The 15,008-nt window shown below is 58.3% G+C and carries 13 protein-coding genes and 2 pseudogenes; 4 read left to right on the top strand and 11 right to left on the bottom strand.

The window, feature by feature from the left end:
• Positions 1-155: 155 nt before the first annotated feature.
• From PM04_RS15255 to PM04_RS15225, 7 genes and pseudogenes are all read right to left on the bottom strand, one after another.
• A complete protein-coding gene (locus tag PM04_RS15255) occupies positions 156-872 on the bottom strand; it encodes a M48 family metallopeptidase (protein ID WP_038008424.1) in 717 nt (238 codons plus the stop codon).
• Complete coding sequence (locus tag PM04_RS15250; protein WP_038008422.1) at positions 869-4,084, bottom strand: type I restriction endonuclease subunit R; 3,216 nt, start codon at positions 4,082-4,084, stop codon at positions 869-871. Before PM04_RS15250 ends, PM04_RS15255 begins: the two co-directional genes overlap by 4 nt.
• A 125-nt stretch (positions 4,085-4,209) precedes the next feature.
• Positions 4,210-6,060, bottom strand: a pseudogene (locus tag PM04_RS15245) (type IV secretion system DNA-binding domain-containing protein); the annotation flags it as partial.
• Positions 6,050-6,328, bottom strand: a complete 279-nt coding sequence (locus PM04_RS15240) for a type IV secretion system protein VirB3 (protein WP_038008420.1) — start codon at positions 6,326-6,328, stop codon at positions 6,050-6,052. The gene PM04_RS15240 and the pseudogene PM04_RS15245, both read right to left, overlap by 11 nt.
• Position 6,329: 1 nt before the next feature.
• Positions 6,330-6,617, bottom strand: coding sequence for a TrbC/VirB2 family protein (locus tag PM04_RS15235; protein ID WP_038008492.1), 288 nt, complete (start codon positions 6,615-6,617; stop codon positions 6,330-6,332).
• Between the two features lie 107 nt (positions 6,618-6,724).
• Entirely contained in the window at positions 6,725-7,345 is a 621-nt protein-coding gene (locus PM04_RS15230; RefSeq protein WP_038008418.1) for a lytic transglycosylase domain-containing protein, read from the bottom strand.
• 43 nt (positions 7,346-7,388) lie between these two features.
• Positions 7,389-7,742: a hypothetical protein gene (locus PM04_RS15225; RefSeq protein WP_038008417.1), complete on the bottom strand. Its 354-nt coding sequence runs from the start codon at positions 7,740-7,742 to the stop codon at positions 7,389-7,391.
• A 203-nt stretch (positions 7,743-7,945) separates the two neighbouring features.
• On the opposite strand from PM04_RS15225, the gene PM04_RS15220 reads away from it, so the two are divergent.
• Positions 7,946-8,206, top strand: coding sequence for a hypothetical protein (locus PM04_RS15220; protein ID WP_038008489.1), 261 nt, complete (start codon positions 7,946-7,948; stop codon positions 8,204-8,206).
• Positions 8,207-8,330: 124 nt separating this feature from the next.
• Positions 8,331-8,588: pseudogene (locus tag PM04_RS18255) on the top strand (multiprotein-bridging factor 1 family protein).
• 151 nt (positions 8,589-8,739) lie between these two features.
• Here PM04_RS18255 and PM04_RS18100 read toward each other — a convergent pair.
• Positions 8,740-9,006, bottom strand: a complete 267-nt coding sequence (locus PM04_RS18100; protein ID WP_038008415.1) for a hypothetical protein — start codon at positions 9,004-9,006, stop codon at positions 8,740-8,742.
• A 99-nt stretch (positions 9,007-9,105) separates the two neighbouring features.
• On the bottom strand, positions 9,106-9,852 hold the full coding sequence (locus PM04_RS15210) for a hypothetical protein (RefSeq protein WP_234702894.1): 747 nt from the start codon (positions 9,850-9,852) through the stop codon (positions 9,106-9,108).
• Between the two features lie 344 nt (positions 9,853-10,196).
• On the opposite strand from PM04_RS15210, the gene PM04_RS18250 reads away from it, so the two are divergent.
• Both PM04_RS18250 and PM04_RS15205 read left to right on the top strand, forming a co-directional pair.
• On the top strand, positions 10,197-10,466 hold the full coding sequence (locus tag PM04_RS18250) for a hypothetical protein (RefSeq protein WP_152594054.1): 270 nt from the start codon (positions 10,197-10,199) through the stop codon (positions 10,464-10,466).
• A gap of 117 nt (positions 10,467-10,583) precedes the next feature.
• On the top strand, positions 10,584-11,228 hold the full coding sequence (locus tag PM04_RS15205; protein WP_038008411.1) for a hypothetical protein: 645 nt from the start codon (positions 10,584-10,586) through the stop codon (positions 11,226-11,228).
• A gap of 7 nt (positions 11,229-11,235) precedes the next feature.
• Here the strand turns inward: PM04_RS15205 and PM04_RS15200 are convergent, their stop codons facing one another.
• On the bottom strand, positions 11,236-12,561 hold the full coding sequence (locus PM04_RS15200; RefSeq protein ID WP_038008410.1) for an APC family permease: 1,326 nt from the start codon (positions 12,559-12,561) through the stop codon (positions 11,236-11,238).
• 48 nt (positions 12,562-12,609) lie between these two features.
• Entirely contained in the window at positions 12,610-14,955 is a 2,346-nt protein-coding gene (locus tag PM04_RS15195; RefSeq protein ID WP_234702895.1) for a copper-translocating P-type ATPase, read from the bottom strand.
• Positions 14,956-15,008: the final 53 nt, after the last annotated feature.

Below are 15,008 nucleotides of genomic sequence, written 5' to 3'. Positions count from 1 at the left end.
TGAATTTTTTGTCGTCAGGCGATTGCGGAAGCTCGATGCGGCATCGAATGGACTTGAGCCAGCCCACGAAACCGGACGTCCGAAGCTCACCCCTACGGCCAACGGCTTCACAAGCAGAGTTTTTCCGATCTGGCTGCGGCTGGGTTCAATAATTTTCAGGCCATGGCTCGCTCAAGCCGCTGCTTCCGTCGCTCCCAATCGGGCATCACTTTGTAGAGAAGTTCGAAGAACTTTGCTCCGTGATGAGGCTCGGCCACGTGGCAGAGTTCGTGAGTGATCACGTAATCAATTGCATCGACCGGGGCCTGAACCAGACGACGATTGAGTAGCAAACATCCCGCCGGCGACATGGACCCCCATCTTTGCCGAGTCTGCCGCACGATGAGACCTTTCGGCCGGAATTCCTCGGGGGCTGGGAAGTGGCCGAGACAGAGTTCGATCCGTTCCGGAAACTTGATGTGGGCTCGATCCCGATACCATGTCTCGACCAGTTCACGCGTAACTTCTGGCTTGGTCGGACGGTGTGTTTGCACGACGATGAAACCTCTGATCAGCTTCACACTTTCCTGGACATGGGGAATGACCTTCAGCCGATACTGCCGCCCAAGGTAGAGATGCGTCTCTCCGGCGACGAACTTGCGCTCGGGCGTGCGTGGCAGGAACTGGGAGAAGTACCGCTGCTGCCTCGTCACCCATGCCGCGCGCTTCCGCAGCTTGGCTTCGATCGCGTCTAGTGTCGCGTCCTCCGGGGCCGCGACCACCACCGACGCATCCGGCTCGACGGCGATCTCCAGTGTCTTCCTCGGGCGCCGGACAATCTCGTACTGGATCTCCTGTTCACCGTACTGCAGGCAGTGCAACTCCCGTGTCATGCTGCGAACCGGGCCCGGGCAAGATCCATAATCTTGAGTTCGAGATCGTCGAGTACTTCTACGGGAATGTCGATGTCCTTCTCGTCGCGCAGGACATCGAAGAAGTAGTCATCAATGGCGTTGCGCAGATTGTTCTGGGCTACCTCGTTCGACCAGATGTCCACGATCAGGTGCGATTTGATGATGTCGATGATCTGTTGAGCGATCGCTGCAACCTCGACGCCGGTCACTGAATCATCGCCCTTGGTCTTGAGCTGACCATCCAGGACGCCAAAGAAGGCCTGAGCATCCTCATCGCCCCTAATGCTCTCCGGAACATCCCGCCCCCGATCCTTGCGGGCTACCTTGCTCGCGAGATCCACGACACTGTTCAGGTATTCGCGCTCGGACAGCCGCTTTTCGCGGTAGGCCCGGATGGTATCTTCGAGCAGCTCGGAGAACTGTTTGTAGAACGTAGGGTCCTCATCCATCTTCTCGGTGATTGCCCGCCGGGTCGCGCTAGCGATGCGATCGGCCTTTGAGGCCTCGGAGACCCCGGTTTCTTCGACGACTGCCTTCAGCGCGTCGGGATCGTTGATGTTTACCACCTCGATGATTGTTTCCGCCGGCATCGCAACGACATGGTCATCCAGCAGTTTCTGGATTTTCGGTTCGAATTCGCGGACGTCCACCGTCTCCTGGTAGCGAAGCTGGACCGACCGCTTCAGTTCAGAGAACTGCTTCCAGTCCCGCTTGAGTGCATCGATCTTGGCCTCGTCGAAGACATCAAACAGCTTGTCCGACGAGAGCGAAATATGCAGGCACCGGCTGAAGGCTTTGAGGCGCGCGTAGAACTCGTGCCGCAGCGCCTCATCGGCGAGGTGCTGCTCGAACTGCTCCATGTCCTTCTTGTTCCGGACAGGCTTGAATAGGTCCCAGAGCTGGTCGTGCAGCTGGGGCAGCTTGCGGATCTCCTCGCGGACGTCATGAACCGTTCCGGCGAGGTCGGCCGCCTCGTAGCCTTCGAAGGCGCTGTATGTCGTCAGCGCACTGTCCAGCTCGCCCAGCAGCCCCTCATAGTCGACGATGAAGCCGAACTGCTTCTCTGTGCCGCCGTCCTCATACAGCCTATTCACGCGCGCAATTGCTTGCAGGAGGTTGTGCTCCTTCAGAGACTTGCAGACGTAAAGCACCGTGTTCCGAGGTGCATCGAAGCCGGTGAGGAGCTTTGAGACGACGATCAGGATCTCCGGATCGCCGGAACCCTTGAAGGCATCGATAATCTGGCGGTTGTATTCGTCCTCGGTCTTGTACTGCGCCATCATTTTCGACCAAAATTTCCGCACGAGATCCTTCGATTCCTGATCGACCTCCTCGTTGCCCTCGTTCTCGTCCGGCGGGGAGACAACAATGGCACTCGAGACGTGGCCGATCTCGTCGAGGACCTCCTTGAAGCGAACCGCCGCCGCCTTCGATGGCGCAACGAGTTGAGCCTTGAACCCGGTTCCCTGCCAGTGCTGGCGATAGTGCTCGGAGATGTCGAAGGCCTTGGCCCGAATGGCCTGGTCGGTCTTGGCCAGAGCGTCCATCCGAGAGAACTTACGCTTCAGATCGCGCTTCTGATTTTCGGTCAGCCCCTCGCTAATCTTGTCGAACCAGCGGTCGATCACGGCTCCCGAAACCTGCTGTTCGACAAGCCGCCCTTCATAGAGCAACGGCACGACTGCGCCGTCAGCTACAGCCTCGTCGATGGCGTATCGGTGGATCAGTCGCCCAAAGGTAGAGAGCGTGTTCTTCTCCTTCTTGAGGAGAGGCGTTCCGGTGAATCCGAGATAGCAGGCCTTTGGCAGGAGGCGTCGCATCTTGGCGGCGAACTGGCTGTGGCCGCCGTAGCGCCCTGTCTGCGTCCTGTGGCTCTCGTCGACCAGCACGAAGATGTTCGGATCGTCGTCCGCCAGTTTGCTATGCTTAAGCGCAGTGTCGAACTTGTTGATGATCGTGGTGACCAGCGGAGCCTTGTTCTGGACAAGCTCCAGTAGGTGTGACCCGCTCGTCGCACGGACTGGCTCCAGATCGCAGGACTTGAAGGTGTCCTTGATCTGCTTGTCGAGATCGTCGCGGTCCGTGAGGATGATGATCCTCGGGTTCTCGATGCTGCGTTCGAGGGCGAGCGATCTCCCCAGCATCACCATTGTCAGCGACTTGCCTGAACCTTGGGTGTGCCAGATCACTCCGCCCTTGCGCGCGCCACTGATATCGTGCTGCTTGACCGTCTCGACCGCGCGGCGGATTCCGAAGTACTGCTGGTGGCGCGCGACCTTGCGAATGCCGCCATCGAATACGGTGAAGCGGCGGATGAGATCGAGCAGCCGCGCGGGTCGGCACAGTGCGTACACCGTCCGGTCTTGAACCGTGACGGCGCGGTCTCCCTCTGCCTCCATTGAGTCGAAGTAGACACGCGCGCCGCCGAAGTCGCCAGAAAAGATCGAGTCTTTTTCCGCCGCCGCAAGGACACGGTTGGCGAAAGGCGCGATGGCCTCGTCGGTGTCTTCCTCGTCGCGCCATTCGGCCCAGAATTTAGACTTGGTCCCGACCGTCGCGTAGCGCGCGCTGTTGCGGTTCATAGAGACTAGCAGCTGCGCGAAGTGGAAGAGTTGTGGGATGTTTTCTTCGTTCTGGTAGCCAATCAGCTGGCTGTCCGCTTTATTAAGGCTTCCAGTCGGTCGCTTGTTCTCGATCACCAGAATCGGAATGCCATTCACGAAAGCGACAATGTCGCAACGCTTGGTCTGGCTGGATGCGGTCCTTTCCACAGCATATTCGGCAGTCACGTGGAAGACGTTGTTCTCAGGCTTTTCCCAGTCGATGTATTGGAATGAGTAGCTCTTTGAATCGCCATCGATGGACTTCGTAATCGTTGTCCCTAGGACGAGCGAGTCGTAGATGTCCTGGTTCGTTCCCCGGAGCCCCTTCATCCGGTCGGGCGTAGGTTTGATCCGACGCATCGCCTCGTGCGCGTCCTCAAGGTCAAAGCTGTATTCTCTTCCCCGATGCGTGAAGCGGTTGATGCGCATCAGCTGGTCGGCGAGCACGTCATCCAGGACCACGTTCCGCAGGCGCCCGCCGCGCAGGCGAAGCGCCTCATCCTGTGAGAGCGGGGTGAACCCAAGCGCAACGAGCAACTGAAGCGCTGGAACTTGAGATTGGTGTTTTTCGGCTGCGTTGAAGGTCATTTTCCGGTCACCACGAATTGCTTGAAGCCCGAGACGAGCTTTTCCGCCTGCTTCTGGGTGAGACCCCGATTGCAGAACTGAGTGACGCGCTGGGTATTGCCTGAGACCACATTGCGCTTCTTGCAGGTTACATCGAACTTCCCACCTGCCACCACATCGCCTTTGAGCGAGAACGTGTCCTCGAGGCTCTGCCCGAAGATCCAGCCATAGCGGCCGTCTTCGGTCCACTCGAGCAGGCGCTGGTGCAGATCGCCGCCATCATCGGTGGACACAAAAAGCGACGCGAAATCCCGCCAGTTCCGCAGGGCCGGATTGGAGGCCTGGGCATTCTGGCGCACGACTTCCTGGATGCGGTTGGTCTGTGCGGGCGTCAGGGGCTTGTCAGCGCGGTAGAGCAGGGTGGCAAGCCAGTCCGAGAGCCAGGCGGTGCCGCGCGCATCTGTTTCGGTCCAAAGCGGGTTGAGCCCGGTGGGCTGCCCGGCTTTCAAAGACGCATAGCGCCCGCCATTGGCGCGGACCGCCATCTCCATACCGAGACGGTAGTCGAAGACGAAGATCCGCGCCCCTGCTCGACGGGCTTGCGTCATGAGGAATGCCGAGAGCACCGACTTGCCCGAGCCGGGCCGCCCCATGATCAAGGTATGCCCGCTGGTTGGTTCTTTGTCGGGGCTGCCCTGCTCGTGATAGGATAACCGGTAGGCACTCTGTTCGGGCGTGGGCAGATAGGTGATGACCTTGCCCCAGGGGGTTTTCTGAGCAGGCTTGCCAAGCTGCGTCCGATGAAACGCCGCGAAATCCGCGAAGTTGCGATTGGTGATCGCGCTCGCACGGACGCGTTTCGGTTGATTGCCGGGATGTTGGCTCAGGTAATGCGCCTTTGCCGCGACCCGCTCGCCGATCATCTTCACGCCTTCGGCGGCGGCGGCATTGACAATCTCGGCACTCAGCGTCTGTAACTCGTCGAGGGTATCACAGAAGATCGTCACCACCATGTGATGCTCGCCAAAGCTCTGGCGTTTGGCCTCAAGATCGTCGGCTGCGATATCGAGGGCTTCCATGAGCGAGAGGGCTGCATCCTGCGAGGCCTGCATCTGGCGCTTTTGCCGTTTGATGCGGCCCGCCATGAGGTTCGAATTGATCGGCGTGAAGGAATGCGTGACGATCATGTCGACCGGCAGGTTCAGCATGTCGAACATGGTGCAGGAGGTGCCTTCCGAGTATTCTCCGATGGTGAAACTCTTGCCGTAGCGATGCCCCACGACGCCTTCCGAGAGCTCGAAATGATCGCCATGAAACGTCACGCGGGTATTGGCGACGTTGACGGACAAAAAGCCGTAGGTGTTTGCCGGGTAGAGCGGCAGCTCGGTGCCCGTGTTGAGCGCGCCCAAAAATCCCACCAACTCTCCCGATTCGGCTGACAGCAGGCGCGGTTTGAGCTCTGCGAGTCCAGACAGAAAGACGTTCACGGCCTCGCCCAGGCGCTGCAGGCGTTTGCGGGTCTCCTCCTTCAGTCGGTCCGGCGCGCTGCGGCTGAGGAACGGCAGGAGGCTTTTCGGGGGTGGGCGGTGAATGACGGTGAGCGTCAGCGTCTTGTCGCGCAGTCCGCTGGTGGCGAGCTTGGCGCGCCAGTGCCGGTCGACCTCGCCTGCGAAGCTGTCCTCACGGATGGGGTCGAGATCAGGTTTGATGGCCTTGGAGACCTTGTGGACGTAATAGCTGAATTCCGGCCCGAGCTGCGCGATGATGCGGGCAAAAAGCGCCGTCACCTTGTCGAGATAGGCATCGTCGGTCGTATAGCTGTTGACGCCATCGAGCCGGATGCAGCGGAAGAGTTCATTCACCCTTGTCCGCACGGTCTGGTCGTCGACGAGGCTCACATAGGGCAACATATGCGCGAGGCGGGTCTCGCGTGCATACCATTCTGGCGTCATCGTGCGGGGATCGAGCGCGACATCACGGGCGTCATCATGGGGCATAGCTGTCCCCTCTATGGATGGAACGGTTCCGTGTCGGCGGTGTTTCCTGCAGTGCTGTCATCATCACATCGATGAAGCGTGGGTCCCAATCTGCGGCCTTCCAGAGGACCGGGTAGAGCAGGGTCGCGACAGCCAGCACTGCGATGTGCTGGACCCAGACGAATAAGAGCACTGATCCGAAGAGCCAGACCATCGCGTACATGATGGGCAGGCCCAGAAGCTTCGGCGGGCGCACGAGCCCGAGAAAAAGGGGTGAGCGCTCAGTCATTTTATGGACCACCGACAAAGACCGCGGCAACGATGGTGGGCGCGGCGGCGACACCCGCAATACCGACAAGGACCCAGAGGGCCTGGCGCAGATCGATGATGTTGAAGAACCAGCTCAAGAAAACGCCGAGAACAGCAAGCGTCGCAATGACCACGCCAAGCGGGCCCGTCAGCGCATCAACGATGCCCTGCAACAGACTTTGGATTGGGGAGAGATCGATGCTTTGCGCAAAGGCGGGTTCGGCAATCAGCAGGAAGAGCGCCAGCGAGGCGACAAAGAGGTTTGAAATCCAACTTGTTTGGAAAAAGCGGAATCGCCAATGCACTGCCGCGCTGCGTGCTCTCGTGACATTGCCGATAAGTATTTTGAGGAATGATTTCCAAAGAGGTTGGGACATTATGAATTTGATCCTTCCAATCGGGCCACAACGGCCATAACGCGGGCCACGTGGTTCTGGGTTTCTCGGTAAGGGGGAATGCCACCGTTTTGGCGCACGGCTTCCGGCCCCGCGTTGTAAGCTGCGAGCGCAAGACGCGGATCGCCGAACGTCTCCAGCATCATCGCGAGGTAGCGGGCGGAGCCGTCGAGGTTCTGAAGCGGATCACGCGGGTCAACGCCGAGATCGCGCGCCGTCTCGGGCATTAATTGACCAAGGCCAATAGCGCCCGCGCTCGAGGCTGCATCCTGTCGATAGGCGCTCTCGACCTCAATATTGGCACGGTAGAGCGTCAGCCACGCGGTAACTGACAGATCGGCGTGGCGCAGGCCGGGATGCCCGGCATAGCGAAGGGCGGTGGCCTCTATAGCATTAAGAACTTCAGCGTGGGCTAGGGGTGCCGGACGGGGAAAGGCTGCAAAACGCAACGCGTCAGGTCCAATAACTGGTTCTTCTTCACCGAGGATCGCCAGCTCATCAGCAGCGGACCCTTGACCGATGCCGTCATTGTAATTGTGGGCAAAGCTGTCTTGGGGGCGGGACATGGTCAGAGAGCCATCGCTGCCCATAATTAGCACCATCTGGGCCGTGGCGGGACCCGCAGGGTTCCATAAAAGGAGGAGGCTACTTGCTGCCGCCTTTGTCGGTCGCAGCCAGCCTGTGCGTCGTTCGCTGGCCTTCTTCGAGAGGCACATCGGCATGGGAGAAGCCAATCCCAATAAGGAAGGAAACCACGCCCGTGATGGTTTTGAATTCGCGGATCTTGATGTCGTTGTAGGTCGTCCGGGTGCGGGCAGTGACCAGCATCTTTTCCACGCCCTCGTCAGAGACGACACGCATGATCCAGATCCCGTAATAACTCGGGCCCTTCTTGTGTGCCGACTCCTGGCACAGGATTTCTGCGCTATAGCCGCTTTCCACGAGTTCGCGGAACCTGGCTTCCGTAACCACATTTGGTGCTTCAATGTCCCAGTTCATGGCCCGGCTCACGCTTTCTAAAATCACGCAACGCCCGGGCATTCCTACTTGAAGCCCAAAGTTACGATAGTATATTATTAATCGCAAGATATATTGCGACAGATACGGCTGTATCTCGGTTACACAAACACTAGGCATGGCTAATGGCGTCTATCAAGGCAATAAGCGGTTTTAGAGACCTGCGGTTGAGCCGATGGGGGGGGATGCAGGCTACGGCCTTGCTTTTGCTCGCACCATTCTCAAGCTACGCGGAATCCTGTCTCGCACCAGTCCGGCCCTTCGTTCCAAGTGATTCGCAAGCAGCCCGTGACTATGCCGATATCATCCGGCGAGATTTCGAGGTCTACATCACTGATATTCAGGACTACTTCCGCTGCCTCGAGCAGGAGCGTGCGCGCGCCTTCGAAGAAGCGCGTGAGGTTAGTCAAGACTACCGTCGGTTTCTGGAACTAGTGGGAGATTGATGGGCTACTGTGTATGCACCAGACTTGCATCCCTTGGAAACCAGATGCGGATAACACCCTCAAATATCTACTTTTTAGATAACAGATTTCATCCGCTAGCGACATCATAAAAGGTATATGACGCGTGGCAAAAACAATTAGAAGCAAAGGTCAGGAGGCATTATGCGAAGCGTTGGTCGACGCTCGAAACAAAGCAGGGCTAAGTTAAAGAGAATTAGCGGTCAAACTCAGGCATCACCAGTCGTTCGTCGCCCGTGTTGAAAGCGGGGAGCGCCGGATTGACGTCATTGAGCTCGTCGCTTTTTCCCGAGCCGTTGGATTTGACTCTTTTGAGATACTAGTGATTGTCGAAGCCTCCACAGAGCTCGATCATAAAATTTAAATTTGACACTTTGAAAATTTGATTAATCTATTTTTGCCGGAGTAATTACCACTCCATAACGAAACACCATTTAAATTGATATTTATGAAGCATGGCATTCAGTGGTCGCCAAGACTTTCTTTTCCAAAGTCGCTTTCCACAGTGTCGAATTTTAGAAAGTCTTTAAGCAGTGAACAAAAATGAGGGTGAAGGGGTCGCGATCGCAAATTTGGTCGGGATCGATGGGTGCAGCATCGTTGGTTGGGTCTATCGCTGGAGTATAGGCGCGCATGCGGTGATGTGGGACGTCAAAGGTCCCCAGCGAGTATTGGAAATCCGGCCAGATTTGAGCGCGGAACAGAAGCAGGAAATCGACTTCGACGCACTCACGCAGATCGGAAGAGACCAGAGCGGTTGAAGAGAGCGAACTCGCCGTCATTGGCAGTGCGCATAAAGGCAGTATGATGGCTAACCGTGCGAAATGAGATCGTGTAAGTCCGAGAAGTTGGCTTCTGATACAAAGCTGTATGTCGTCAGATCAGTAGTTCACTTGCTCAAAGCCGTAGTTGTCCTTGTAGTCGCGCCACTCGACGAAGACGGATCGATGATAGATGCTGGGGCAATTCTGGCCCCATCGTTCGAGGCCGATATGGGCGGAGGGTAGGGCGGTGATGGAAGACCTCTGCCAGGCGAAGTCGCCTTGGGTCCCGTATGTGCCAAGGACCACGGTGGCGCTACGATTGCAGTCGCCGTCACGTCCGGATTCGTGCTGTCGCACATACCGGACATCAAATACGCGGATTGATCGTACGAAGTTGAACTCAGGTCCGCTGATATCGATGTCCGCGCGATCTTGAACGAGCTGTAGGGCTTGGTCGGCGGGAACAAGGTAAACTAGGGCGTCTGGGGTGCGCCACGCAACCGTAATTGGGTCAGTGTTATCGTTCGCTGGAAAGGATTGTCGCGGTCCTGTGCTGCTGTTTTGGAAGAACGCTTCAAAGATGCGGTCTGCACTGTTTGATGAAGGAGAGGTTTCATAGGATGCGCCCATGGGACAGCGCCAGATCTGAAGCGGCGGTTCGACCGGCCAGGGCGTAATCCGCCGAATGAATTCGGCGCGGGCTCTGGCGCACGGCACGGAAGCAGGCCAGCCACCAGACAGGCAAAGGAGGATAGCGCAATCGATCGGGTATGTCTGCGCGCGGGCGGGCATCGGCATCGAAGTACTTGTCACAGTCAAAGCGACTGCGACCGAGGGGAGGAGTTTTTTAAGTAGGTGAAGCATGCTGACGGCTCTCTGGAACAAGGCTCAGCATACATACGATAATACACTATCGCAACACTAAGTATAAAGACGCATAATTAAGTTTATGTTAAAAAATTACTAGTGCAGTGGAATTTCCTACCTCAGTACGCACTATGAATTACCATATAGTTTTCTGTCGGCCCTGGTTCGTCCAGTTCAAAACAGACCTCTCCTCGTTCGAGATTCCAGCGCGTGCTCGTGCAGCGGCTTCTGTCTTTCAAGAAGAACAAGTTAACAGGCAGTTTTTATTGCGAATTCTGGCGGCAAATGCAAAGAATTTGGGTGAAACGAAATTCAAAAAAATCCGACAAGGAATCTCTTTCATGCACAAGCGACACGTGGCTTCAGGTTCTATTGTACTCATGCTTGCGGCTTGCTCGGAATCGCCCTCGATTTCAGACGGATCGGCGACTTATCCTCCAATATCGGAACAGGTTGCCTTGCTTGCGGCTCCGAGCCAAGATCTGTCTACGGCGCGACTGCGCTCTGAAGACAACTGCTATTGGTACATGCACGCTGGTCCGGTCGAGACAACTCTACTGCCGCTCAGGACGGTCGAGGGAAACCCGATTTGTGTCAAACGGGCCGAGTAAGCGATATCTGGACATGCCCCGCAACCGGATCGTCGCTTCCGTCCACCGGCCTATCCGCTTGGGAGGGATCGATACCGTATCGCCGCCCTAGTGGTGCCCAAATGGCAGGCCATTTCAATGAATAGATTTTTCTCTTTCAGTATGCCCGCCGCTCAGTTTGTTGGAAATGTCCTGCTGTTCAGCATCGCGGCATTACTGCCGGTCCTGCTGCTCTATGTCTTGCTGGCTCCGGGCTTTGCTCCGGCTCTTGCTGCCGGCGGACCGGCACTCATGCGCTTTCTGAGGCAGGTCGCGACCAACGGTTTGCCCGTGGTTTTTGCCGTCAACTATGTCAGTTTTTTCCTGTTCGCCATGACGAAGCATCCAAAGGCCGGCCCGAGAGACACGGCGTTTTTCGTGCTGGTGGATGTCTTGCTCAGAGCCCTTCTCTTTCCAGGCCTTCACGCGCTTATCTACGTTCTATCTGCCGACTGGTTCGGGTCATTCGGCGGCAATCGTTCAACCGCCTTGGCGGTCGTTTCCCCGACGCTGGCGCGTTCGGCGTTTTTCGAGAACATCTCTGGCGTATACCTATATACGACCATGATTAGCGCGTTGCCGCTCTACGTGTCGGCTCTCGGGCGGTCGGAATTTCTTGGATCGGTTGTTCGTCGCTTTCCCATGAACACGGGCGTGATGTTGCTTGCCTTGGCTGCGTTTGCCTTGTCGGTCGGGCTGATCACGATCGGCGCACAAGCCATCGCATCTCTTCAGGCCAGGTGATGGCAGGCTAATCACCGTGGGCGTGTGCGACTTGCGGTGCCACCCACCGCGACAAGTAAACACGCTCGAAGGCGAAGACAGCGATCATTCCGACAGCGGCGTAGAGAACGATCATCGGGTCGCTTTGAAGCTTCATCACGGTGAAAGCTGCCAGTACAATTACATCGAGCGACAGGGCAGTCAAAAGCACGATACCGGAGGCGCCGACGTCTGTTCGACGATAGCGGAACACGCCCCAATGTATTATCATGTCCATGACAAGGTAGAAGAAAGCACCGAGAGATGCTATCCGGCCCAAGTCGAAAAGCACGGCCAGCGCTGAAGCGATGACAACGGTATAGACCAGCGTGTGGCGTTGGATTGGGCCGGACATACCGAAGTGGCTGTGCGGGATCATTTCCATGTCGGTCAGCATCGCCAGCATACGCGACACCGCGAAGACGCTGGCCAGAACGCCGGACGCGGTTGCGACAGCGGCCAGGACCACCGTGAGTATGAAGCCGGTTTGTCCAAGGGCGGGCTGCGCCGCTTGTGCCAGTGAATAGTCACGCGCCGAGATGATCTGCTCGATCGTGAGGCTCGAACCGACCCCGAAGGCGACCAACAGGTAGGCGACGACGCAGATCCCGATCGAGAACATGATCGCTCGGCCAACGTTGCGGTTTGGTTCGGTGATCTCGGCCCCGCTGTTGGTGATCGTCGTGAACCCTTTGAAGGCGAGGATAGCCAGCGCCGTGGATGCTATGAAACCCGTGATGCCATAGGATTGAGGCGTCTCGGAAGCCGCAGCGAACGCAAAACCACTAGACCACAAAGCAGCGATGCCGAACAGAGCTATGCCTCCAATCTTGATCGCTGCCATGATCAGCGAGAACAGCCCGACCGAGCGATTTCCGGCGATGTTCACCAGAAAGGCGAAAACGATCACGGCCACGGCCAGAGCGGGGACCAATGGGCCACCTTCGATATCGAAAGGGCGCAAGACATAGGTGGCGAAGGTCCGGGCGACGAGGCTTTCCGCGATCACCATGCTGAGCGCCATCAGCAGTGCGGCCCCGCCCGCGATGGCTCCGGGGCCATAGCATTTCTGCAGGATCATGGCGATGCCACCCGAGGACGGCCATTTGTTCGACATCCTGATGTAGCTGTAGGCGCTGAAGCTTGTGACGACCGCGCCGGCGATGAATGCAAGCGGGAAAAGCGGGCCGGCGAGCTGCGCGATTTGCCCCGTCAACGCAAAGATTCCAGCGCCGATCATCACGCCTGTCCCCATCGCAACGGCTCCGCCCAGACTGATGGAATTTTCGCGGTACGTTTCTTTTTCGCTCTGCATAAATGGCCCCCTTTTAATTTTGGTTCGTCCGAACGCTGTTGCGCGCTTCTAGATACGAACGCCGCGAAGGCGCAGCGAATTGAGCACCACCGAGATTGACGACGCGCTCATGGCGAAGGCAGCAAACATCGGACTGATGAGGATGCCAAAGAAGGGAAACAGAACTCCCGCCGCGACCGGCACGCCGGAGGCGTTGTAGATCAGCGCGAAGAACAGGTTCTGGCGGATGTTGCGCATCGTGGCCCGGGCGAGCCGCCGCGCACGCACGATACCATCAAGGTTGCCCTTGACCAGCGTGACGCCCGCGCTTTCGATGGCCACATCGGCGCCGGTGCCCATGGCGATGCCGACATCGGCCTGCGCGAGCGCGGGGGCGTCGTTGACGCCATCCCCGGCCATGGCGACCTTGTGGCCCGCCTCTTGCAACTCAAGGATGATCCGCGCCTTGTCCTCCGGCAGCACGTCGGCCCGGATCTCATCGATTCCGAGCCGCGTGCCGATGGCCTTGGCCGTGCGTTCGTTGTCACCGGTCGCCATGATGACGCGGAACCCCAGTTCATGCAGATCCTCGATGGCTTCTGGCGTGGTCTCCTTCACTGGGTCGGCGACAGCAACTAGACCGGCGATCTCGTCATCCAGCACAACGAACATGACCGTCTCGCCTTCGTCGCGGCGGGCATTGGCCTTGGCGGTCAACGCGCCCGCCTCGAGCCCCAATTCGCGGATCATCGCCAAATTGCCGAGCGCGACCGCTTTGTCGTCAACGACCCCCTTGACGCCCTTGCCAGTGACCGCCTCGAAGTCCCGTGCCTCGTCCATTTTGACATCTCTCTCCTCCGCACCCCCGACGATCGCTTCGGCCAAGGGGTGCTCCGATCCGCGCTCAAGCGATGCGGCGAGACGCAAGACCTCGGCTTCGTCGTGGCCGGGTTGCGGGAGTACGTCGACAAGCCGCGGCTTGCCTTCGGTCAACGTGCCGGTCTTGTCGACGATCAGGGTATCGACTTTCTCGAACCGCTCCAGCGCCTCGGCGTTCTTGATAAGTACCCCGGCCTGGGCCCCCCGCCCTGTCGCCGTCATGATCGACATCGGTGTCGCCAGGCCAAGCGCACAGGGACAAGCGATGATCAGAACCGCCACCGCCGAAATCAATGCGTAGGAAAGCGCAGGCGCGGGTCCCCAGATCGCCCAGGCGATGAAGGACAGGGCCGCGATACCGATGACGGCCGGAACGAAATATCCCGCCACCTTGTCGGCATATTTCTGGATCGGGGCGCGCGAGCGCTGCGCGTTCGACACCATCTCGACAATTTGAGCCAGCGTCGTGTCGGACCCGACACGCGTCGCCTCCATCACCAGGCTGCCAGTGCCGTTGATCGTCGCACCAGTTACCGGGTCGCCTTCGGTCTTCTCGACCGGCACAGGTTCACCGGAGATCATGCTTTCGTCGATCGAGGACCGGCCGTCCAGAACCACGCCATCGACAGGCACCTTGTCACCGGGCCGTACGCGCAGCCGGTCGCCGACCTGTACGTCCTCGAGCGGGATCTCCTCTTCGGAGCCATCGTCCCGCATGACCCGCGCGGTCTTGGCGGCCATATCGAGTAGCGCACGGATCGCCTTGCCGGTTCCTTCACGTGCGCGCAATTCCATCACCTGGCCGAGCAGCACCAGCGTCACGATCACCGCCGCCGCCTCGAAGTAGACGCCGACATGGCCTTCGGAGTCTCGGAACCCATCAGGGAATATGTCCGGTGCGAGAACGGCAACGACGCTGAAGAGCCAGGCGGCTAGAACGCCCATGCCGATCAGGGAAAACATGTTGAGGTTCAATGTGCGGAAGGAAATCCATCCGCGTTCCAGAAACGGCCAGCCGCACCACAAGACCACTGGCGTTGCCAGGATCAATTCGATCCATTGTGTAGTGCTTTCGCCAAAAAACGTCCGGACTGCGGGGAAACCGACGAAAGGCCCCATCGTGAGGACAAGGAGCGGGATCGTCAGGACTGTGCCGACCCAGAACCGCCGTGTGAAATCCACCAGTTCGGGATTTGGACCTTCATCGCCCGGCACACCGGATTCCAGTTCCAATCCCATACCACAGATCGGACACGCGCCCGGATCAGGCTGCCGCACCTGAGGGTGCATCGGGCAGGTGTAAATGGGACCATCATGCCCTCTAGGAACCAGATCATATCGGCTATCCGCCGGCGCGGCACCCGCGTGGTGGTCGTGATGATCATGTGCTGAATGGACCTCCAGCTCCGATTCCGGCCCGAGATGCATCCCGCATTTCGGACAATTGCCGGGCTCGTCCTGCCGCACCTCAGGGTGCATGGGGCAAACGAATACCGAAGAAGCTGCTGTGGTTTCAGAACTGTCGGGAGTGCTCATTTTGCGGTCCTTTCCGAGAATGCTTCTCTTGCCTAGGGCTTCCATCCGCGGGA

This window comes from Thalassobacter sp. 16PALIMAR09 (genome assembly GCF_000765485.1).
Taxonomy (GTDB): Bacteria; Pseudomonadota; Alphaproteobacteria; order Rhodobacterales; family Rhodobacteraceae; genus Thalassobacter; species Thalassobacter stenotrophicus.
This window is presented reverse-complemented; position numbering and strand designations above follow the sequence as displayed.

Bases quoted from the DNA above. Each gene is read 5' to 3' on its own strand.
- PM04_RS15255 (WP_038008424.1), bottom strand. From the start codon at position 872: ATGACACGGGAGTTGCACTGCCTGCAGTACGGTGAACAGGAGATCCAG.
- PM04_RS15250 (WP_038008422.1), bottom strand. From the start codon at position 4,084: ATGACCTTCAACGCAGCCGAAAAACACCAATCTCAAGTTCCAGCGCTT.
- PM04_RS15240 (WP_038008420.1), bottom strand. From the start codon at position 6,328: ATGACTGAGCGCTCACCCCTTTTTCTCGGGCTCGTGCGCCCGCCGAAG.
- PM04_RS15230 (WP_038008418.1), bottom strand. From the start codon at position 7,345: ATGGTGCTAATTATGGGCAGCGATGGCTCTCTGACCATGTCCCGCCCC.
- PM04_RS15225 (WP_038008417.1), bottom strand. From the start codon at position 7,742: ATGAACTGGGACATTGAAGCACCAAATGTGGTTACGGAAGCCAGGTTC.
- PM04_RS15220 (WP_038008489.1), top strand. From the start codon at position 7,946: ATGCAGGCTACGGCCTTGCTTTTGCTCGCACCATTCTCAAGCTACGCG.
- PM04_RS18100 (WP_038008415.1), bottom strand. From the start codon at position 9,006: ATGACGGCGAGTTCGCTCTCTTCAACCGCTCTGGTCTCTTCCGATCTG.
- PM04_RS15210 (WP_234702894.1), bottom strand. From the start codon at position 9,852: ATGCTTCACCTACTTAAAAAACTCCTCCCCTCGGTCGCAGTCGCTTTG.
- PM04_RS18250 (WP_152594054.1), top strand. From the start codon at position 10,197: ATGCACAAGCGACACGTGGCTTCAGGTTCTATTGTACTCATGCTTGCG.
- PM04_RS15205 (WP_038008411.1), top strand. From the start codon at position 10,584: ATGAATAGATTTTTCTCTTTCAGTATGCCCGCCGCTCAGTTTGTTGGA.
- PM04_RS15200 (WP_038008410.1), bottom strand. From the start codon at position 12,561: ATGCAGAGCGAAAAAGAAACGTACCGCGAAAATTCCATCAGTCTGGGC.
- PM04_RS15195 (WP_234702895.1), bottom strand. From the start codon at position 14,955: ATGAGCACTCCCGACAGTTCTGAAACCACAGCAGCTTCTTCGGTATTC.